The sequence below is a fragment of the Arthrobacter sp. Z4-13 genome (assembly GCF_054792705.1).
The window spans coordinates 2,381,794-2,402,495 of sequence record NZ_CP096459.1 but is presented as its reverse complement, the minus strand read 5'-3'; the positions used below and the strand labels follow the sequence as shown (position 1 = coordinate 2,402,495).

The following is a 20,702-nucleotide window of genomic DNA, read 5'->3' as shown; positions in this document are numbered from 1 at the left end:
GTCTCGCTTCGCTTCGCCGCGGGGCCCTCGCCGGCGTGGGCCCATCCACCCGCTCCCACGTCTCGCTTCGCTTCGCCGCGGGGCCCTCGCCGGCGTGGGCCCATCCACCGGCTCCCACGTCTCGCTTCGCTTCGCCGCGGGGCCCTCGCCGGCGGGGGCCCATCATCCCCATAGAATGGACAGATGACCTTAAGCGTTGCGCTCGGCCCTGATACGCAAGAGGGCACCCGGACCGGCACAGCGGAGTCAACAGACTTCCTTGCCGCGCCGGACATCCCCTGGAACCTGGTGATCTGGAATGACCCCGTGAATCTGATGAGCTACGTCAGCTACGTGTTCCAAAGTTACTTCGGCTACTCCGAAAGCAAAGCGAACAAGCTCATGATGGAGGTCCACAAAAAGGGCCGCTCCATTGTTGCCGCCGGCAGCAAGGAGCAGGTGGAGCGCCATGCCGTCGCGATGCACGGCTTTGGGCTGTGGGCCACCGTGGAGAAAGCCAGCGGCGGGTCCGGCGGCGATTCAGGCAAGTCCGGCGGGCCGGGCCAAGGTAAGGGGAAACGTGGCTAAGGCGTTCAAATACGGACTCAAGGGCATCACCGGCTATCTGGAGCCGGCCGAACGGGAACTGCTGCGCAGCCTCATTGACGACGTCATTTCCATGCTCCAGCCGGAGGAGCGCCAGGGCCAGGATCCACTGGCTGCCCTGATCGGCCTCGATATGGATGTTGCCGTGCCCACGGACCGGGCAGTGAAGCGGCTCCTGCCCAACGTGATGCAGAATGACGACGCCGGGTCCCTTGAGTTCCGCCAGCTCACCGAGAGGTCGCTGCGGGAGACAAAGATCGGCGCCCTCCGGGCCGCGGCACTGGACCTGGACAAGGACGAGATCGTGCTGACCGCTGACGGTGCGCGGCACTGGTCGGTGGCCCTCAACGACGTCCGGCTTGTGCTGGCTGAGCGGCTGGACATCCAGGACGAGGAGGACGCCGAGCACGTCCACCTGATGCAGGACTGGTCCCAGGCCGAGGACGTTGAAAGCTACCTGGCCCTGGTCTACAACTTCACCACCTGGCTGCAGGAGTCCCTGGTCCAGGCCATGCTGCAGTCCATGGACTACCGCCCTTGACCCGCCGGGCGTCCCCGTCCCGGCCCTGTGACAAATTAGACATGAGTCACAGGCCACAAGATGGTGCCTGACGCTGCAGGGAAGACCTATCCTCGAATAATCATGACAACAGCCTCGAGCATGGAACCGCAAGTTGAAGCCGCAGCGGTGCCCAAAGCCAGCGAACTCCCGGCCGCCAACGTCGAATCCCGGCCCATCGGCGTCTTCGACTCCGGCGTGGGCGGCCTGACCGTGGCACGCTCCATCATCGACCAGCTCCCCAACGAGTCCATCCTCTACGTGGGGGACACGGCGCACGGACCGTACGGTCCGCTGCCCATCGCGGAAGTCCGTGCCAATGCCCTGGGCGTGATGGACGAACTGGTGGACTCCGGCGTCAAGCTGCTCACCATAGCCTGCAACTCGGCGTCGGCCGCTGTGCTGCGTGACGCCCGCGAGCGGTACACGGCCAAATACGGCATTCCGGTCATCGAGGTCATCCAGCCGGCGGTGCGACGGGCCGTTGCCGCAACACGGAGCGGCAGGGTGGGCGTGATCGGCACCTCCGCCACCGTGGGTTCCCGCGCCTATGAGGACACCTTCGCGGCCGCTCCGGACCTGGACATCACCTCGGTGGCCTGCCCGGAGTTCGTCAGCTATGTGGAGGCCGGAATCACCACCGGCCCGGCCCTGCTGGCCGTCGCGGAGGAGTACCTCGCCCCGCTCAAGGCCGCTGGGGTGGACACCGTAGTCCTGGGCTGCACGCACTACCCGCTGCTCACCGGCGTTATTTCCTACGTCATGGGTGCGGACGTCACCCTGGTGTCCAGCGCCGAGGAAACCGCCAAGGACGTCTACCGCGCCCTGGCCACGCATAACCTGCAGCGCCAAGTTGACACCCCTCCGGAACACCACTTTGTGGCAACCGGCGACGCCCACCAGTTCGAGGCACTGGCCCGCAGGTTCCTGGGGCCCGAAGTGCTCTCGGTCCGGCACGTTGACCACGTGGCCGCCCAGTACCCCACCGGCAGCCTTGCCCGCATCACGCCCGAGATGATCGCCGCGGCCCAAAGTGCCAGGAGCCGCCCGCGGATTTCCAACTTCGTGGGCAGTTCAGTGATTGGGGGTTCCAACCAGTGAAGCTCACCATCGTAGGCTGCACGGGGTCCTTCCCCGGCCCGGGTTCCCCGGCGTCGTGCTACCTTCTGACGGCGAGCGACGGCGAGCGGACCTGGAAGGTGGTGATGGACCTGGGCAGCGGTGCGCTGGGCGCCATCCAGCGCTACACCGACCTTGAGGACATCGACGCAATCTTCCTCACCCACCTCCACCCGGACCACTGCATGGACCTGTGCGGCCTGCATGTGGCCGTCCGCTGGAAGCCGGGCGGCTGGGGCCGCGGCCGGATTCCAGTGTGGGGACCGGCCGCCACGGCGGACCGTATGGCCACCGCCTACGGGCTGGAGCTGGACCCGGGCATGCACGAGGAGTTCGACTTCACCAACTGGGCAGAACGCGAAGCCGTGACCGTGGGCCCGTTCACCGTGACGCCCTTCGCGGTGAACCATCCGGTGGAGGAGGCATATGCCCTGCGCGTGGAAGTGGTGGAGCCGGACAAGGAAGGCAACAACGTCTCCCGGATCCTGACCTACTCCGGTGATACAGACTCCTGTGCGGGGCTGGAGGAGGCGGCCAAGGACGCCGACCTGTTCCTCTGCGAGGCTGCCTTTGAGGAGGGCCGGGACGACGGCATCAAGGATGTCCACCTGACCGGCAAGCGCGCAGGTGAAGCCGCTGCCGCTGCCGGGGCCCGCAGGCTCCTGCTGACCCACATTCCGGTATGGACCTCGCCCACCACTGTCATGGCGGAGGCCCGTCCGGTGTTCGGCGGCGACGTCGCAGTGGCTGTGGCCGGAGTGCACTACACCATCTGAGCGGCACCCGCCCGGCGGAACCTCGGCTCTCGCTGCGGCCGGCAGTGGATAAGCTAAAGGCATGACTTCTGAAGCAACTGCAGTGCCCATTGTGCGTGCCGACGGGCGCGCCCCGGACCAGCTCCGGCCCATCAGCATCACCCGCGGATGGTCCAACCAGGCCGAAGGTTCGGCCCTGATCGAGTTCGGCAACACCCGGGTCCTGTGCACCGCGTCCCTGACGGCGGGAGTGCCGCGCTGGCTCAAGGGGGAGGGCCGCGGCTGGGTCACGGCCGAGTACGCCATGCTGCCCCGGGCCACGAACACCCGGTCCGACCGTGAATCCGTCAAGGGCAAGATCGGCGGCCGCACCCACGAGATCTCCCGGCTCATCGGCCGTTCCCTGCGCTCCATCATTGACACCAAGGCCCTGGGCGAAAACACCATCGTGCTGGACTGCGATGTCCTCCAGGCGGACGGCGGAACCCGGACCGCAGCCATCACCGGCGCCTACGTTGCGCTCGCGGACTCCATCAGGTTTGCCCGCGACAACAAGCTGATCGCCAGGAACGCACAGCCCCTTATCGACACCATCGCGGCGGTGTCCGTGGGTATCATCGACGGCGTTCCCATGCTGGACCTGCCCTATGTTGAGGACGTCCGTGCGGAGACCGACATGAACGTGGTGGTCACGGGCTCGGGCAAGTTCGTGGAAGTGCAGGGTACCGCCGAGGGTGCGCCCTTTGACCGCGCCGAACTCGACCAGCTCCTCGATCTGGCCCTGCTGGGCACCACGCAGCTCGCTGCCATCCAGCGCGAAACCCTGGCAGACGCCCTGTGAGCGAGGCGCCCGCCGCGCCGCGACTGGTGCTTGCCACGCATAACATCGGCAAACTCCGCGAGCTGCGGGAACTGCTGCGTGGGCAGGTGCCGGGGCTCGATGTCGACACACAGGTGGTTGACGCCGCGGCGGCAGGTGCCCCCGACGTCGTCGAAACCGGTGTTACGTTCGCCGAGAATTCGCTGCTGAAGGCGCGCGCTGTCGCCGAAGCGACGGGCCTGGTGGCCATCGCCGACGATTCAGGCCTTGCCGTGGACGTGATGGGCGGGGCGCCGGGCATCTTCTCGGCCCGGTGGGCCGGCAGTCACGGCGACGACGAAGCGAACCTGTGGCTCCTGCTCAACCAGCTCTCCGACGTGCCGGACGCCCACCGGGGGGCGGCCTTCGTCTGCGCCGCGGCACTGGCGGTACCCGGAACGGCCACTGGTCCCGGGCACGAGGTGGTGGAATACGGTCAGCTGGAGGGCGTCCTCCTGCGCCAACCCCGCGGCGCCGGCGGGTTCGGCTACGACCCCATCCTGCAGCCGGCAGGGGAGAAGCGCAGCTGCGCGGAGCTGTCCGCCGGCGAGAAAAACGCCATCAGCCACCGCGGCAAGGCCTTCCGGGCGCTCCTGCCGGCCGTCGTTGAGGCGCTGCGGAACCGCTAGCCGGTGACCGATAAGCAGTTAAACAGCTGTGCTCCCCGCCGGAACGGGGAGCACAGTTGTTTAAGGTTTCGAACGGCCGGCAGGGGTGCGCGGACGGCGCCGTGGCAGCCTACTCTGAGCGGGTACCCTGGATATCGCGCGGCGTCTTGTGCTCGTTGTCGGGAGCGTGTTCCTCGATGAACTCATCCACCGGGTCGGTGCCGTAGGCCTTCGCCTGGCGCTTCGCGGACAGCCCGCGGAGGACCTCGATGCCGATGGGCAGGACCGAGACCAGGACGATGGCGATGAAGATGATGTCCAGGTTGTCGCGGACCCAGGGAATACGGTCACCCAGCAGGTAACCCAGGAGCGTCACGCCGCCGCCCCAGAGGACTGCGCCAATCACGTTGAAGAGGAAGAATTTCTTTTTGTTCATCTGGGCGACGCCGACAATGACCGGGACGAACGTCCTGATGATCGGAACGAAGCGCGCCAGGATCAGCGCCTTGCCGCCGTGCTTTTCGAAGAAGGCGTGGGCGTTCTCGACGTTTTCACGCTTGAAGAGTCGTGAATTGGGCTTGTTGAAAATGGCCGGACCGGCTTTGGAGCCGATCAGGTAACCGGTCTGGTTGCCGATGATGGCCGCCACAATAATCAGCAGCGCAAAAAGCCATACGTTGAATTTGATGGTGTCAGTGGCCACCAGCAGGCCTGCGGTGAAAAGCATGGAGTCGCCCGGCAGGAAGAAGCCCACCAGAAGCCCGGTTTCCGCGAAGACGATGCCGCACACAAGCAGGACCACCCAAGGTGCCAGGGCAGGATCGGCCAGGAAGACCTGGGGGTTCAGCCAGTCGGGCAGGAAGGATGCCAGCTGTGGCTGCACCGGTCCCGCACCTCCCAGCATGGACACAGCGAAGTCGTTCATCACAGGAAAGTTCACCTCTCAAGGGTACTTGACAGACCTCTGGCACCAGCCTCTGGGGGACCCTCGCGGGATGCCCTGTTGTTGGTGATATCCGTGACAGGCCCGCCCGGCTGACGTGGGGAGGACAGCCACGGAGGTAAGGTGGGCCCGTGGGTTTGGACTTTACTGCGATCGACTTCGAGACTGCGAACGGATTTCGGGGCTCGCCCTGTGCCGTAGGCCTGACGAAAGTCCGGGGCGGACGGATTGTCGAGGAAGCCTCGTGGCTGATGCGCCCGCCCGCCAGTTACGATCACTTCGATTACCACAACGTCCGCATCCACGGCATTACCGCCGGGGACGTGGCGGGACTGCCGCGCTTCGGGGAGCTCTTCCCCGAGATCGGCGCCTTCATCGGCGATGACATCCTCGCCGCCCACAATGCTGCCTTTGACCTTGGCGTGATCCGCTCCGGCCTTGAAGTCTCCGGCCTGGCAGGCCCCGGCTACGACTACGTCTGCACCGTGATGCTGTCCCGGCGGTGCTACTCCCTGGTGTCCAACTCACTGCCGTTCGCCGCCGAGGAAGCAGGGGTGCCGCTGGTAAATCACCACGACGCCGCCGAAGATGCGCGGGCTTGCGCAGGCATCCTCATCGACATCGCCGGCCGCAACAGAGCCAACAGCGTTGCCGAGCTCTACCTTTCCCTGGGGCTCGTGATGCCCCGCCAGGAAGCCTTCGACCCGGCCCATGACGGGTTGTCGAAGCCCAGCCTGGCCGCGATCTCCAGTGTGGCCGGCAGCGGAGCGGCGCTGGTGCGGCCTTTCCAGTCGGGCTGGCCGGAGGAGGGGCTGAACCCGGACCCCAACCCCGACGCCCACCCCGGTCACCCGCTTTACGGCCAGACGGTGGTATTCACCGGGCAGCTTTCCATGGGCCGGCCGGAAGCGAAGGTCCGGTCCGCAGAGCTTGGTGCCCGGCCCGAAAGCCGCGTCACCGGACGCACGACGGTCCTGGTGGTTGGGGACGGCTTTGTGGCCTCGGATCTCCGCTCGGGCAGGCTCACGGGCAAGGCCCGGCGCGTACTGGAGCTCCATGAGCGGGGCCAGGCCATCGAGGTCCTGTCCGAGGGGGAGTTCCTGCAGATGGTGGGGAGCTTCGCCCCCGCAGCCGTCAGCGCCTGAAGCCGTACGCCAGCCAGGTTCACGGGACGCAACAAAGCTTCCACCCGGCGTCGGCCGCCCCTAGCCTTGGCTCATGCGTTCCCTGTTTGCCTTCCCCAACCCCGTCAACGAGTATGCCGCGCGCGTGACGGCCGGCCTCGTTGTACTGCTGGCACTGGCGACCACAGCAGCCGGGTCGGGATGGGGACTGCTGGCCATCGCCGTCGGATTCTGGCTGCGGCTGCTCTTCGGGCCCCGGATTTCGCCGCTGGCGCTGCTCTCCGTCAGAGTCATCACGCCCCGGCTGGGCCGGGTCAAGCTGGTTCCGGGGCCGCCCAAACGCTTTGCCCAGGGCATGGGAGCGGTGGTTTCCACCGCGGCGCTCGTCCTGTTCACGGCCGGCGCTGCGCCCGCAGCCTGGACGGTGCTGGGCATCCTTATCGTCGCGGCGTCACTCGAAGCCTTCGCCGGCTTCTGCCTGGGCTGCGTGATCTTCGGGTTCCTGCAGCGGCGTGGCCTGATTCCGGAAGAGGTCTGCGAGGCCTGCAACAACGTCACCCTTCGCCGGTTGTGACCTTTACCAACTGGTCCGCCATGCCACGGATGACGTCCGGTGCCTCCAGCGCATCCAGCCAATCGGCGGGCAGGCAATCTTCGCCGTAGAAGGCACCGAGAATGTTCCCGGCAAGCGAGCCGGTGGAATCGCTGTCGCCGCTGTGGTTGACGGCCAGGCCCACTGCAGCGCGGAAGTGCTGCGACGGGCCGGCGGTGGTTGCACCGGTTGCTGTCCCGGCGTCATCTGGAAGGGTGACAAGGACGGCGTAAAGTGCGACGGCGAGTGCTTCCTCAGCCACCCAGCCCTCGCCGAGTGCCTGGACCAGTTCCTCCGGGGTCACGATTCCCTTGCCCGCGAGCCGGAGTGCGGCCTCCAGCCGTTCAGGCAGTTCGGGGGCCACACCATCGAACCCGGCGGCGTGGGCAACTGCTGCCGCCGCCGCTTCCCGCAGCCCGTCACCGGCGACGAGATGGTGGATGAGGAGGCTGAACGTTCCTGCGCTCTGGCGTGCTGAGGGATGGCCGTGCGTGAGGGAGGCGGCATCGGAACTTAACTTGTAGACGGCGTCGGGCGTGATATGCGGGATCAGTCCGAACGGAGCTGAGCGCATCACCGTCCCGCAACCCTTGGACCCAGGGTTGACGGGCCGGACCGAGGTGCCCATTTCGCCCGTTGCCAGGCCGGAGATGCAGGCTTTGCCGGGGTGCCGCCGCTGATGCAGCACCGGCTGTTCGTCGATCCAGCGGGGCTGGGGTACGGGGGCCGGCGCCGGGGCTGGTTCCCCCTGCGTTGCGAGCCACCGCAGGTACGCCAGCCAGAGGCAGGCGTTGACGTCCGCACCCACCCCGGAGTTCGCCCATTCCAGCGCCTCCACCAGGCCGTCAACGGTGTAGAGCGTCATCTGTGTGTCGTCGGAGAAGTGGCTGCTCGCCGCGAGGGCTTCGAAACCGGTCAAGCCGGAGGGACCGAAGCGGCTCCGAATCCGGTCAATCGAGTCAAACTCCACGAGGTAGCCCAGGGAGTCGCCCAGGGCCCCGCCCAGGAGGCAGCCATGCATGCGGGACTTGAGGGAGGGCGTGGAAGTGTCCGGCTCGATGCTCATGCAGTAAATTTACCGTGGCGCACCGCGGCTGCCCGACGAGTTCCGCGCCGGTTTCAGCGCCCCGGCACCATTCTGTCCAGCGAACGCACAGCCTGCGCTGGAATAATGCCCGGGTTGCCCGAAAGCAAACCCCATCTGCCTACCTGAAGGTCGCCACCATGAGCACGCCTGTCCCGGCCCGTCACGACGCACTGCAGCCGTCAGGATCTGAAGCAGCCCGGCCCGGGCTTCTGCCACGGTTGACCGCCGAGGCGTTCGGCAGCTTCTTCCTGGCCCTCGCGGGACTGGGTGTGCCGCTGTTCAGTATTCCGCAATCCAGCCCTTTGCCTGCCGCCCTTGCAGCAGGCCTTGCGGTTACTGCCGCCATGCTCGCCTTTGGACATGTTTCGGGCGGTCATTTCAACCCCGCCATCACGGCCGGACACCTCCTCGCCGGACGAATCCGTCCCGGCGCGGCCGTGGCGTACGTCGGCGTGCAGTTGGCCGGGGGACTGGTGGCCGCCCTGGCCCTTTACGGGATCCTGCGCACGCTGCCCGGCATCGCGGACAGCCGGACAGCCTTTGACACCGTAACGGCCGGCTTTGGTGAACACTCCATCATTCAGGCGCCGCTGGCCGCAGTGCTGCTGCTGGAAATGATCGGGGCCGCAATCATCGTGGCTGTCTTCCTCGGTACGGCCGGCCGGGACAACAACAGCAGATCAACCGCACCGGTGGCGGTGGGCCTGTCCTTTGCCGTCCTCCTGCAACTGGGCCTATCCGTTGGAAACCTGCCTTTCAACCCAGCCCGGGCCGTTGCCTCGGCCGTATTCAGCTCGGGATGGGCTGTAGGACAAGTCTGGGTGTTTGTTGCCGCGCCGCTGGTGGGCGCTGCTGTGGCCGGGCTGGTGTTCAGAAGTTTCGGTAGTGCTCCCACGTCCGGCGCACCCGGGAAATCTGAGGTGGCCGCAGGGGGAGCGGACAACGCGGCCGATGAACTTGAAGCCGGTGGGTTTGAGGCCGGGGACATGCGCGCGGCCGGCGGCGGGAATCCTGCAGGGAAAGCGGCCGGGAAGGGCACAACGGCCCGTGCAGACACCGGCAGTGAAACCAGCGAAGCCCAGGAGTTTTTTGAGGGCGGGCGGGGCTGATCGTGGCACCTGCGGCGGTTTCCGGAAGTGTCAGTGGCAGCCGATAGCTTAGAAGCATGAGGTTACTTCACACATCGGACTGGCATTTGGGCCGGTCCTTTCACGGCGTCGGCATGCTGGACGCGCAGCGGGCCTTTGTCGACCAGCTGGTGGACGCCGTCACCTCCCATGCCGTGGACGTTGTGCTTATCGCCGGTGACGTCTACGACCGCGCCCTTCCGGGCGTGGATGTGGTGCACCTGCTGGACGACGCCCTGGTCAGGCTGACGTCGGCGGGAGCCCAGGTGGTGCTGACCAGCGGTAACCATGACTCAGCCATCAGGCTCGGGTTCGCCTCGCGGTTGCTGGAGCGCGGAGGAGTGCACCTGCGGACCAGGCTGGAGAGCCTGGACCAGCCCCTGGTGCTGCCTGCGGGCGCGGCTGCCGAAGGGGGAGCATCTTCCGGCGAGGCCGTAGTGGCCATCTACGGCATACCTTGGCTCGAGCCGCGCCTCGTGGCCGAACAACTGGGCGTCCAGGCTGCCAGCCACTTCGAGGTCACCCGCGCGGCAACAGAACTGATCCGGCAGGACATCAAACACCGGTCAGCGTCGGCAACCATCCATTCGGTGGTTCTCGCGCATACCTTTGCGAGCGGTGGAATCAGCTCGGACAGTGAACGTGACCTCAGCATTGGCGGGGTGGGGGCGGTCCCGCTGGATCTCTTTGACGGCTTCAGCTACACCGCCCTGGGCCACCTGCACGGGCGGCAGTCCCTTTCGCCCCAGGTCCGGTACTCGGGGTCCCCGCTCGCCTACTCCTTCTCCGAGGCCTCCCACCAAAAAGGCGCGTGGCTGATAGACATTGATCGGAACGGTGTGACCGGTGTTAAGGAGGTCCTCTGGAATGCCCCGCGTACCCTTGCCGTACTGCGCGGTCCCTTGGCTGACCTGCTCGAGTCTCCCGCACACACCTGGGCTGAAACCGCCTATTGCCAGGTGACCCTGACGGACACCCAGCGTCCTGCCCGGGCCATGGAACGCCTTCGGTCACGATTCCCCGACACCCTGGTGCTCGGGTTTGATCCCGAGGGCGGCCCTGCAACCGCCGCATCAACCTACAGCAGCAGGCTCGCGGAAGCGCCGGATGACCTTGCGGTGTGCTGCGGTTTCCTGGAGCACGTGCGCGGCCGCGTCCCGGACGACGCCGAAAAGGGCGCGCTCGCCGGCGCGCTGGAGAACGTACGCCTCCAGGAGGCTTCCCGATGAGAATCCACCACCTCCGTATCTCCGCATTCGGCCCCTTTGCCGGCACCGAGGACATCGATTTTGACAGGCTCAGCGCGCACGGCCTTTTCCTGCTCAATGGCCCCACCGGTGCAGGAAAAACGAGTGTGCTGGACGCCATCTGCTTTGCCTTGTACGGCTCCGTTCCCGGTGCGCGCCAGGACGGCAAACGCCTGCGCAGCGACCACGCCGGGCCGGGCCACGAACCCGCGGTCAGCTGCGAATTTTCCGCGCAGGGCCGCCGCTTTGAGGTCACTCGCTCGCCTGCCTGGGAAAAGCCCAGCGCCAGGGGCAGGAACGGGTTCACCACCCAGCAGGCCAAAACCCTCCTGCGGGAACGCGTGGACGGGGCATGGGTTGTAAAGTCGGCCCGCAATGACGAAGCGGGGGCGGAAATCCTCGCCCTGCTGGGAATGGACCGTGAGCAATTTACCCGGGTGGTGCTGCTGCCGCAGGGCGATTTCGCAGCGTTCCTGCGGTCGAAGGCCACCGACCGGCTCGAGCTTTTGCAGAAACTCTTTGGCACTCAGCGGTTCGAAGCAGTGGAACAGGAGCTGTCCCGCCAGGCGCAGGCAGCCAAAGAAGAAGTGTCTGTCCTTGCCGGGCAGCTTGAGCTTTTGGCGGCCCGGGCTGAGTCGGAGTCGGCAACCCTGCAGCTCGCAGAGGCCGGCGGCCCATCCCCGGACAATATCGCTGCAAGGCTTGACTGGCTTATGGATGCTGCCACTGAACGACTGAGCGAACTGGCGCATCAGGCAAAGGCTGCGGAATCGGTAAGCCGGGAACGTGCCAACAGCGTCGAAGAGGAGACCGCACGCAGGGACCGCCACCGCAGGCTGGAGGAAGCAGCTAACCGGCAGGCCGCCGTGCAGGAAGCCCTGCCGCGGCTGGAAGGCGTGGCCTTCCAGCTTGGCCGGCACCGCCAGGCAGAGGTGCTGGCCGGACAACTGCGCAGTGTCGATGCCGGGGCGGTTAAGGTGCGGCGTGCAGGTGCCGCGATGGAATCGGCTTTCACCTTGCTTCGCCTGGCTGCCGCTGAAGATCCTGAACTGGCCCAGCTGGACCTGGATGTCCCGGCAGGTGACGCGCCGGACCTGGCCGGACCCGCGGCGGTTCCCGGTGCAGCGGAGGAATTGAACCGGATCAGGTCCTTGCTGGCTGTGGTCGAAGCGCGGCTTCCTGATGAAGACCGCTTCAAGGTGCTCCGCTCCAAGCACAAGCAGCTGATGGCCAAACAGGAGGACCTCACCGCAGCCAGTGCTGCGCTGGCCAGCCGCGCGGAGAGCCTGCTCGCCGAACGGTCGCGCCTCGTCGACGGCCTGGGGCCGTTGGAGGTACGTGCCGGAGTGGCGGCCCTGCGCGCGAAGGAAGCAACAGCCGCGGAGGAGCTGTTGGATGTGGTCCGCAGGTACACTGCGGCAGTGGCGGCCCGTGATGAGCTGAAGCTGGAACACGACGCGGCCCGGGAGAACCAGTTGGAGACCAAACGGCACTGGCTGGACGTGAGGGAGCAGCGGCTGGCCAACGCCGCCGTCGAGCTCGCGGCCCAGCTGGTCAACGGGGAACAGTGCCCGGTGTGCGGAAGCCCCGACCACCCCCTGCCGGCGGCAAACACGGGCGGCCCGGGGCTTGCCCAGGACGAGGAAGCAGCCCACCAGCTGTACGAAGCCGCTGAAGCCGGGTTTGCTTCGGCCGGACACCAGCTTGCCGAGGCAAACCAGCTGGTGGCCGTCCTGGCCGGCCAAGGCGGGGGTACGGCCAAGGAGGAAGCTGTCAGCGCGGCAGAAGAAGCCCGCCGTGCTGCCGCCGACGCCGAACAGGCAGTGGGGGAGCTCGCGGCGGCCCGGTCGCGGCTTGAAGCACTCGAAGCAGGCATTGCAGCTGCACAGGCTTCACGTGCCGGCACCGACGCCGGGCTGGCCCAGGTGGCATCCTCCATTAAGGACGTGGCCGAGCAGTCGTCCTCGCTTGACCAGGCTCTGGAAGGCCTCAGGGCAGGCCACCGCAGCCTTGCCCACCGATTGCGGGCCCTCGAAAACGCGGCTGCAATGCTGGGCAAAGCCGTCGACGCCCAGGCCGAGCTCGGTACTGCCAAAGCCCAGGCAGCCGAGTCGCTGGAACAGCTGGAGCAGGAGCTGCCGAAAGCCGGGTTCTCCACCGCTGGCGAGGCCCGGGAACACTTGCTGGCCGGCAGCGAAGCTGCTGCCCTGGAAGCCGAAATGCGGTCCGCCCAGGATGAAGCAGCAAAGGTGGCGGAACTGTTCGCATCCGCTGACATTGGGCTCGCCCTCGAGGAAGCGGCTGCCGGACTTGTCCTGGATGAGCAGCAGCTCGCCGTCCTGCAGGCCGCGGCTGCAGCTGCCCGGAAGGAAGCACGTGATGCGGACCTGGCAGCAGGGCTGGCCAAGCGCTGCCTTGAGTCGCTGGCCTCCATCCGCTCCAGCTATGAGGAGCTGGCCGGATCCGCGCAGGGACCTGCGGAGCGGGCCCGCATGCTGACCGGCCTGGCGGACGCGGCGGCCGGTCGCGGAGACAACACGTACCGGATGAGCCTGAACAGCTACGTGCTGGCGGCGCGGCTGGAGCAGGTGGCCCTGGCCGCATCTGAACGACTGGTTGCCATGAGCGACGGCCGGTACCTCCTGCAGCATACTGACGCGAAGGCGGCGCGCGGTGCCAAGTCCGGGCTGGGCCTGGAAGTGGTGGACCAATGGACCGGGCACCGCCGGGACACGTCCACCTTGTCCGGCGGCGAATCCTTTATGGCGTCACTCTCCCTGGCACTCGGGCTGGCCGACGTTGTCCAGCAGGAGGCCGGCGGGGTTGAAATCGAGACACTTTTTGTTGACGAGGGGTTCGGCAGCCTTGACGAGCAGTCCCTGGAACAGGTGATGGACGCCCTGGAGGGCCTGCGGGACGGCGGCAGGGTCGTGGGGCTTGTGAGCCATGTGGGGGAGATGAAGCAACGAATCGGAACGCAGCTGCAGGTACTGAAAACCAGGAACGGATCCACGCTGCGGATAGCCGAAGCCCTGGAGGTTCCGGTCTGAGGGGGAAAGGCGCGGCGGATATACTTGGACCGTTACCGGGTTCGGCGCATCGGGAGGAGGGACGATGCGCATGACTGAACGAGCCCGGAATTGAAATCCTCCACTTCCCTTTCACCCAGCCAACCCCCGACTCCGGGGCGTTCGGCCCTTCCCGCCGTACCGGAACCTGCCACGCGGGCCCCACTGCAGCCCGCCTCCGGGGGCCGGTTCGCCAGGCTGCCCCATCTCGCCGGCCGCAGCTTCATTCCCCTCGGTCTGTTTGCCCGCCTTCCTTTGGCCATGCTCACGGTCGGGACCCTGACCCTGGTCACCTCCAACAGTGGGTCCTATGCGCTGGGCGGTATTGCGGCAGGTGCGGTGGGCCTTGGCTCCGCCCTCGGCGCTCCGGTCCTGGGAGCCCTGGCAGACAGGCGGGGCCAACGTCCCGTGCTGCTCTGGGCGGCCGTCTTAAATACCGTGGCCGTGGTGGCGTTGATCCTTGCAACCTCCGCCATGGGAACGCCCGGAAGTTTTCCCGCTGCCGTGCTGGCCGCGTCGTTCCTTTCGGGGGCCAGCTGCCCGCAGGTAGGCCCGCTGGCCCGCGTCCGGTGGATGGCGCTGACGTCGCAGGGCAAGGCGCCGGACAACAGGCGGGACCTGGACACGGCGCTCTCGTACGAGAGCACGGCCGACGAAGTGACTTTTGTGCTCGGACCTGCGCTGGTGGGAATCCTTGCCAGCCTCCTGGCGCCCTGGCTTCCGCTCGCGCTGGCGGCAGCCATGACCATCACGCTGGTGCCTGCGTTTGCTGCCCACCGCACTCACCGCGCGGTGCCGGCGGCACGCCGTGCAGTACCGGCAGCAGAAGGCCGCATGCGGGTCAGGATGCCTGCCGCCGTCGCTCTGCCAGTGGTTGCCATGGTGTGCATGGGCACGTTCTTCGGTTCAACGCAGGCGGCGCTGAGTCCCTTCTCCGCCAGCTACGCCACCTCCGAGATCGCCGGACTGCTGTATGCAGTGATGGGGCTCAGCTCCGCCGCTGCTGCCCTGTCGGTTGCCTACTGGCCGCAGCGGTTCGGCCTTTCCTGGCGCTGGATGGTGTCCGCTGCGGTAATGGCAGGGCTCGCCGTGCTGCTGCTGGTTCCGTCGTCACTGGGTTCGATGGTGGCGGTGCTGCTCATCCTGGGTATCCCGGTGGGCCCGGTGATGGTTACCGTCTTCGCCGTCGGCGGGGTGCTGGCCCCGGAGGGGCGGCTGGGCACGGTGATGACCGCATTGGCCAGCGGCATCGTGGCCGGCACCGCGATTGGCTCATCGCTGGGCGGCCGGCTGGCGCAGGACCACGGCTACGCGGCGGCCTTCCTCGTTCCCGCCTGCGCGGCGTCCGCGCTGGCACTCCTCGGAGCCGCGGCCGCCGTCGTACTTCAACGCCGCAGCGCCCGCCGCTGGCGAGGGCCGGATCACTGACGCACGCTCAGGCAAGCTGCCGTTCGATCCTGGCAGCGCTCTCCGCGAGCGCCGCGCCCACCACTGAAGGATGGTGGACAGAGCGGATGTAGACGACGGCGAGTGCTGCCGGGCGGCCGCCCGGCACACGGACGGGCGCGGCCAGGGAGGAGACGCCGGCGATGACCTCGTCATGGCTGGCCGAATACCCGGTGAGCCGGGCAGCGGCCGCCTCGGGCCGGTAGGGAACCCCCGTCCCCAGCCTGTCCCATTCGGCTTCAGTAAGTGCGGACTGAATGGCAATGCCGGGCGCACCGGCATTGATGGGGTGCCGGGTGCCGGGATGCTGGGCCACCGTCGCGCCCGAGTGCCGCGGCTCCACGGTGACCAGGGTGATGCAGTCGTGGTGGTCCCACAGTGCCACAAACGCCGTCATGTCCAGTGTGTTGGCCAGGTGCGTCAGTTCCGGAAGCGCAGCACCCTGGAGGTTCCGTGAAACGCTGCGGGCCAGAACGGCGAGGCCGGGGCCGGGCTGGACCCGTCCGGCGTCGTCACGGACCAGGAGCGAGTGGTCCTCGAGGGTGCGCAGGATGCGGTAAGCCACTGAACGGTGCACACCCATGGCGTCGGCGAGCCCGGCGATGGTCATGGGGCCCGGCGCGGCTGCCAGGATTTCGAGCGCCCGGATGCCGCGCGAAAGCGTCTGGGAGGGCGAGGCCTGCCCCGCCCCGGCTTCGGCCGCGGCTGCGGCGGTGTGGGTCATGCTGTCCATCCTAGGTTGCTCCCGAACTGGCGCCGCGGCCCCTGCGCTCGAGGCTTCACGAAGCGTCCGAAATAAGAAACGGCGGTTCAAATATAGAACAGCCGGGCAAGGCGGTCCACCCGCCAACGGTTCCCGGCGGGCAAAGGTGATGAAGCCAAATTCCCAAGGCGTGTCCCGCCTCACACTTTCGTAGTACTCTTCTTACTAACTGACCGTTCTGTCGGTAATCCTGAAGGCGTCCCGGCAGCACTGCTGCCGATAAAACAATGGAGTTTCAATGACCACACCTTCCAAGGTGGATACGCTCGCCGGTCCCAGCACCCGGCGGGAGGAGCGCAAAGTCCTTGCCGGCACCCTGGTCGGCACCACCATCGAATGGTACGACTTCTTTATCTTCGCCCAGCTGACCGCAACGCTGCTGTCACCTCTCTTCCTCGCGCCGCTGAACGAGTCGAACCCTGGCCTAGCGCAAATCCTTTCCTTTGCCCTGATCGGCATCAGCTTCCTGTTCCGCCCGCTGGGCGCAGTGGTGGCCGGCCACCTCGGCGACCGCCTGGGCCGCAAGGCAATGCTCGTCTTCACGCTGGTGATGATGGGCGCGGCCACCGCACTGATCGGCATGCTGCCCACCTATGCGCAGATCGGTGCCTGGGCGCCCATCCTCCTGATCACCCTGCGCATCATCCAGGGTTTCTCGGCAGGAGGTGAGTGGGGCGGTGCAGCACTGATGGCCGTGGAACACGCGCCCCTGAACAAGCGCGGACTGTTTGGCGCCTATCCCCAGATCGGTGTGCCGATCGGCATGATTTTGGCCACCGGCCTGCTTTTCTTCCTGAACACCAGCATGTCCCGGGAGGATTTTGCGGCCTGGGGCTGGCGGGTTCCGTTCCTGCTCTCCATCGTGCTTATCGTGGTGGGTTACCTGATCCGCCGCGCTGTCGCTGAAAGCCCGGTCTTCCAGGAAATGGCCGCGCGGAAGCAGGAAAGCAAGGCGCCGCTGGGAGTCCTGGTCCGCAGCCACAAGAGGCCCGTCCTGTACTCCACCCTGATCTTCATCGGCAACAACGCAGCCGGCTACCTGCTGATCGCCTTCTTCATCGCCTACGCCACCAGGACGCTGCAGATGCCCACGCCCCAGGTCCTGCTGGCCACCACCCTGGCGTCCTTCGGCTGGCTGGTCTTCACCCTGGCGGGCGGCTGGCTCTCCGACCGCATCGGCCGGGTCAAGACGTTCCTCGCCGGCTACGCCATCATCTTCGCCTGGATGATTCCCATGTTCGCCCTGATCGACACCAGGAACATCTGGCTCTACGGCGTGGCGCTGTTTGTCCTCACCATCGGCCTCGGCCTGTCCTACGGTCCCATGTCCGCGATGTACGCCGAGATGTTCCCGGCCAACGTCCGGTACTCCGGTATCTCCATCGGGTACGCCTTCGGCGCCATCCTGGGCGGTGCCTTTGCGGCAACCATTGCCGAAACACTGCTGCAGACCACTAGGTGGGCCGGATCCATCGGTATTTACATCATGGTCCTCTGCGTCATTTCGGCCATCGGTGTGCTGCTGGCCAAGGAAACGAAGGGCCGTCCGCTGGGCGTCAGCCACCACTGACCACATCAGCCCGATAAGGCGGGCCCGGACCACTTGGTCCGGGCCCGCTTTATGGGCGATCCGGCTGGGAACGCTGTTACTGCTTCAGGAAACTGATGGCGTCATCGTCCGTGAGTTGGTCGAAATGCCGGTAGAAGCTGCCCACGGCCCGGAACTTGCCCGGCAGATGCAGGCACAGCACGGCATCGCAGACACGCTCCACGGAGGCCGCTGCTTCAATGGAACCGACAGGGGCGGCGGCCACTACCGTCTTGGCTCCACCCCCGCGGACAGCTTCCACGGCGGCGCGCATGGTGGCACCGGTAGCCAGGCCGTCGTCGACCAGCAGGACGGTTTTGCCGGAAAAGTCGTGGTCTATCCCTGGATACAGGCGAACCCTGCGGGCCAGTTCGGTGCGTTCACGCTGCTCCACCTCGTCCAGCAGTTCCTGGCGCACTCCATGCTCCAGTACCCGTTCCAGCAGCGGCTTGTTAAGCAGGCGGACGGTGCGCCCCCGCGCCCATGCCAGCGCGCCATACGCCGTTTCCTGGTGCCCCGGGATGCCGAGCTTGCGCACCAGGACAGCTCCCAGCGGGAGGTAGAGTGCCTTGGCGGCCGAAGCCGCTACCGGGATGCCGCCCCGGGCAAGGCCCAGGACCACGGTGTCGGGCCGCTCACGGAACTGCGCGAGTGCCGGGGCCAGCCTCTCACCGGCCTCGGTGCGGTCTTCAAAGCGCGTCAGCATATTTCCCTCCCGGCTCTTACCAGCCCTTCCTTCAGCCTACCGCCGGGAAAGGGGCGGCAGGAGACAGTGGGCGGGCAGGGCCGGAGTTCGTTAGACCGCGAGGAACGTGATGGCTGCCTGCTTGAAGGCCCGGCTGGTGATGGCGTTGGTGTGGTTCCGGCCCGGCAGAATCACCTGTTCAACCATTGCTCCGGCTTGGTGGGCAAGCCCGGCCAGCTGCGGCAGGCTGGCTGCCCGCTCATCCTTGTCGCCGGCTACCAGGAGCATCGGCACATGGGGCACTGCTTCGGCGGGGTCATAGGGCTCGGCTTTGATGGCTTCGACCAGGGAGAGCAGCGCAAAGATGTTGTTGCTGGGAAGCAGCAGGGCCATCTTCAACAGCCGGGCGGTGGATTCGTCAGCGATAGGGGTCCCGTCCGCCAGGTAATCCTGGGCTGCCATGAGGTCGAAGGCCGCGAGTGGGTCCGCGACGTTCGGCCCGCCCAGCACCAGCCGGTGCACAATCTCCGGCTGCGTGGCGCCGAACTCCCAGGCGAGCCGGGAACCGAGGGAATAGCCCACTACGTCCAGCCCGCTGGAAGGGTCGCCCTCCTGCACAGGCCGCACGCCGGCGTCGAACGCTACCTGGAGCAGGTCCGCCCGAATCCTGCTGGGGGAGTACGAATCCCGGTCCTCCGGCGCCCCGCTGCGGCCGTGTCCGGGCAGGTCCACGGTGATGACCCGCCTGCCTGCGTCGAGCAGTGCAGCCACCCAGCCGGTGTCCTCCCAATTGAGTTTGCTGGAGGACGAGAAACCGTGCAGCAGCAGTACGGGCCGAAGCCCGGCATCCGTGGCGGGATCATGCACCCCCACGTACAACTGGGGATCCGTTCCCTCTACTGTGTGCGCATGCTGCTCGCCGGTGTGCCTGCCGCTCATGGTGTCAGTCCTCATCAACTACGGCGCCCAGGCGGACCCGGCGCTTCGGAACCTCGTACTTCGGGACTACTCTACCTGCCGGGTCCTGCTGGTAAACCGCGCGGCCGCGGCGCACGCCACCGCGATCCCCGCAATCAGGCCGATGGTGCTGAAGAGCTGGATGCGGCTGCTCTCGGCGCTGAAGCCCACCGCGAAGATCAGGCCCAGCAGGACGAGTCCCACAATGGTCAGGGCCGGGAAGCCCTTCATCCGCAGGGGCAGCGGCGTGCCCTCCCGGTCTGCCCGGCGCCGCAGAATCAGCTGCGAGACCAGCGCGCTGCCCCACACCACCAGGCAGGTGGATCCCACCAGCTGGAACAGTGCAGGAAGGATCCGCTCCGGGAACAGCAGTTCCAGGACCGTGGCGGCGAAACCGAACGCCACCGACACCCCGACAGCCAGCATCGGCACGCTGGCGCCGCTTAGCCGGGTGAGGAACCGAGGTGCCTCGGCCCGCTCGGCGAGGGAATAGACCATGCGCGAGGCCCCATAGAGGTTGGCGTTCAACGCGGAAAGGAGCGCGACGACGGCCACCAGGGTGATCGCTGTTGCGGCACCCGGAATCCGGGCTGCGTCCAGAACACCGGCAAACGGTGAGGCCAGGCTCTCCGAGGTTGCCGGCAGGACAGTGGCGATCACCAGAACTGATCCGATGTAGAACACCAGGATGCGCCACACAACGGTCCGGATGGCCTTGCCCACGCTGTGCTCCGGGTCTTCGGTCTCTGCCGCCGCCACGGACACAATCTCGGTGCCGCCGAAGGCGAAGATCACCACAAAGAGGGCGGAGGCGATGCCGCCGAGTCCGGCAGGGGCAAAGTCCGCCGTCAGGTTGGCCAGGCCGGGGGACGCCACCTCGGGCAGCAGGCCCAGCAGCAGGGCGGCGCCCACCATCAGGAACAGGATGATCGCGGCAACCTTGAGGATGGCGAACCAGAACTCGAACTCGCCGAAGTTCCGGACGCCCGTGAGGTTGATGGCGGTGAAGACGACCATAAAGATCAGTGCCAGCGCCCAGACCGGAATCACCGGCCAGACCGTGAAGAGAAGCCCGGCAGCTCCCAGTGCCTCGGCGGCGATCACCACCACCAGCTGCAGCCACCACAGCCAGCCGATGGTGGCGCCTGCTGTCTTTCCCAGCGCCCGCTCGGCGTACACGGAGAAGGCGCCGCTGTTCGGGTTGGCGGCGGCCATTTCGCCCAGCGCCCACATCACCAGGATGATGAGCGTGCCCGCCACCAGGTAGGAGATGAGCACGGCAGGGCCGGCCGCCTGCACGCCGGCGCCGGATCCCAGGAACAGCCCCGCGCCAATGGCGCTGCCCAGGCCCATCATGGTGAGCTGGCGGGGTTTCATGGTGTGGCCCAAATGGCCTTGCGGATGCACTTCGGTGGACTTCGTCGTCATTTTGCTGCTGGACCTTCTTGGGGTGTGGATGGTGGCTCCTCGTGGGACCCATTGAATTTACCGTCTCCGGTCCTGCAGCACGTAGTCGGCGTCCGTTACTCACCCGGGTGCAACATCCGGAGCCGGCTGAAACATTGGCGTCCCAGTGGTGGTTGGCCGTAG

Annotated in this window: 19 protein-coding genes; 13 read left to right on the top strand and 6 right to left on the bottom strand. The window is 66.8% G+C overall.

Features of this window, described 5'->3' with window-relative positions; translation table 11 throughout:
* The first annotated feature begins 183 nt into the window (after positions 1-183).
* The 6 genes from clpS (at position 184) to rdgB (ending at position 4,506) form a co-directional block, all read left to right on the top strand.
* Positions 184-567, top strand: a complete 384-nt coding sequence (gene clpS, locus M1E07_RS12835) for an ATP-dependent Clp protease adapter ClpS (protein WP_461187066.1) — start codon at positions 184-186, stop codon at positions 565-567.
* Positions 560-1,126 (top strand): DUF2017 domain-containing protein, encoded by a 567-nt coding sequence (locus M1E07_RS12830; protein WP_461187065.1) that lies wholly within the window; start codon positions 560-562, stop codon positions 1,124-1,126. The genes clpS and M1E07_RS12830 overlap by 8 nt, the downstream gene beginning before the upstream one ends.
* Positions 1,127-1,246: 120 nt before the next feature.
* On the top strand, positions 1,247-2,245 hold the full coding sequence (murI, locus tag M1E07_RS12825; protein WP_461187064.1) for a glutamate racemase: 999 nt from the start codon (positions 1,247-1,249) through the stop codon (positions 2,243-2,245).
* Positions 2,242-3,039 carry an MBL fold metallo-hydrolase gene (locus tag M1E07_RS12820; RefSeq protein ID WP_461187063.1) on the top strand — a complete coding sequence of 266 codons (798 nt, stop codon included), beginning with the start codon at positions 2,242-2,244 and terminating at the stop codon, positions 3,037-3,039. Before murI ends, M1E07_RS12820 begins: the two co-directional genes overlap by 4 nt.
* A gap of 61 nt (positions 3,040-3,100) precedes the next feature.
* A complete protein-coding gene (gene rph / locus M1E07_RS12815) occupies positions 3,101-3,859 on the top strand; it encodes a ribonuclease PH (protein WP_461187062.1) in 759 nt (252 codons plus the stop codon).
* Entirely contained in the window at positions 3,856-4,506 is a 651-nt protein-coding gene (gene rdgB, locus M1E07_RS12810) for an RdgB/HAM1 family non-canonical purine NTP pyrophosphatase (protein WP_461187061.1), read from the top strand. The genes rph and rdgB overlap by 4 nt, the downstream gene beginning before the upstream one ends.
* 109 nt (positions 4,507-4,615) lie before the next feature.
* Here rdgB and M1E07_RS12805 read toward each other — a convergent pair whose 3' ends face one another.
* Positions 4,616-5,410, bottom strand: coding sequence for a DedA family protein (locus tag M1E07_RS12805; protein WP_461190396.1), 795 nt, complete (start codon positions 5,408-5,410; stop codon positions 4,616-4,618).
* Between the two features lie 149 nt (positions 5,411-5,559).
* Between M1E07_RS12805 and M1E07_RS12800 the strand changes: the two genes are divergently transcribed.
* Positions 5,560-6,573 carry a 3'-5' exonuclease gene (locus M1E07_RS12800; protein WP_461187060.1) on the top strand — a complete coding sequence of 338 codons (1,014 nt, stop codon included), beginning with the start codon at positions 5,560-5,562 and terminating at the stop codon, positions 6,571-6,573.
* Between the two features lie 73 nt (positions 6,574-6,646).
* On the top strand, positions 6,647-7,126 hold the full coding sequence (locus M1E07_RS12795; RefSeq protein ID WP_461187059.1) for a DUF4395 domain-containing protein: 480 nt from the start codon (positions 6,647-6,649) through the stop codon (positions 7,124-7,126).
* On the opposite strand, the gene M1E07_RS12790 is transcribed toward M1E07_RS12795, so the two are convergent.
* The gene (locus M1E07_RS12790; protein ID WP_461187058.1) at positions 7,107-8,210 is read right to left on the bottom strand and encodes an ADP-ribosylglycohydrolase family protein; all 1,104 of its coding nucleotides are present in this window, start codon (positions 8,208-8,210) and stop codon (positions 7,107-7,109) included. The two genes, M1E07_RS12795 and M1E07_RS12790, sit on opposite strands and share 20 nt — an antisense overlap.
* A gap of 158 nt (positions 8,211-8,368) precedes the next feature.
* Between M1E07_RS12790 and M1E07_RS12785 the strand changes: the two genes are divergently transcribed.
* From M1E07_RS12785 to M1E07_RS12770, 4 genes are all read left to right on the top strand, one after another.
* Complete coding sequence (locus M1E07_RS12785) at positions 8,369-9,340, top strand: MIP/aquaporin family protein (protein ID WP_461187057.1); 972 nt, start codon at positions 8,369-8,371, stop codon at positions 9,338-9,340.
* Positions 9,341-9,396: 56 nt separating this feature from the next.
* Positions 9,397-10,587, top strand: a complete 1,191-nt coding sequence (locus M1E07_RS12780; protein ID WP_461187056.1) for an exonuclease SbcCD subunit D — start codon at positions 9,397-9,399, stop codon at positions 10,585-10,587.
* Positions 10,584-13,655, top strand: a complete 3,072-nt coding sequence (locus tag M1E07_RS12775) for an AAA family ATPase (RefSeq protein ID WP_461187055.1) — start codon at positions 10,584-10,586, stop codon at positions 13,653-13,655. The genes M1E07_RS12780 and M1E07_RS12775 overlap by 4 nt, the downstream gene beginning before the upstream one ends.
* A 279-nt stretch (positions 13,656-13,934) precedes the next feature.
* Positions 13,935-15,101, top strand: coding sequence for an MFS transporter (locus tag M1E07_RS12770; protein ID WP_461187054.1), 1,167 nt, complete (start codon positions 13,935-13,937; stop codon positions 15,099-15,101).
* Positions 15,102-15,108: 7 nt separating this feature from the next.
* Here the strand turns inward: M1E07_RS12770 and M1E07_RS12765 are convergent, their stop codons facing one another.
* The gene (locus M1E07_RS12765; RefSeq protein ID WP_461187053.1) at positions 15,109-15,843 is read right to left on the bottom strand and encodes an IclR family transcriptional regulator; all 735 of its coding nucleotides are present in this window, start codon (positions 15,841-15,843) and stop codon (positions 15,109-15,111) included.
* Between the two features lie 277 nt (positions 15,844-16,120).
* On the opposite strand from M1E07_RS12765, the gene M1E07_RS12760 reads away from it, so the two are divergent.
* A complete protein-coding gene (locus M1E07_RS12760) occupies positions 16,121-17,452 on the top strand; it encodes an MFS transporter (protein WP_461187052.1) in 1,332 nt (443 codons plus the stop codon).
* 76 nt (positions 17,453-17,528) lie between these two features.
* On the opposite strand, the gene M1E07_RS12755 is transcribed toward M1E07_RS12760, so the two are convergent.
* From M1E07_RS12755 to M1E07_RS12745, 3 genes are all read right to left on the bottom strand, one after another.
* Positions 17,529-18,176 (bottom strand): phosphoribosyltransferase, encoded by a 648-nt coding sequence (locus M1E07_RS12755; RefSeq protein ID WP_461187051.1) that lies wholly within the window; start codon positions 18,174-18,176, stop codon positions 17,529-17,531.
* Positions 18,177-18,266: 90 nt separating this feature from the next.
* On the bottom strand, positions 18,267-19,094 hold the full coding sequence (locus M1E07_RS12750) for an alpha/beta fold hydrolase (protein ID WP_461187050.1): 828 nt from the start codon (positions 19,092-19,094) through the stop codon (positions 18,267-18,269).
* Between the two features lie 66 nt (positions 19,095-19,160).
* Positions 19,161-20,540 carry an amino acid permease gene (locus tag M1E07_RS12745; RefSeq protein WP_461187049.1) on the bottom strand — a complete coding sequence of 460 codons (1,380 nt, stop codon included), beginning with the start codon at positions 20,538-20,540 and terminating at the stop codon, positions 19,161-19,163.
* Between the last annotated feature and the right edge of the window lie 162 nt (positions 20,541-20,702).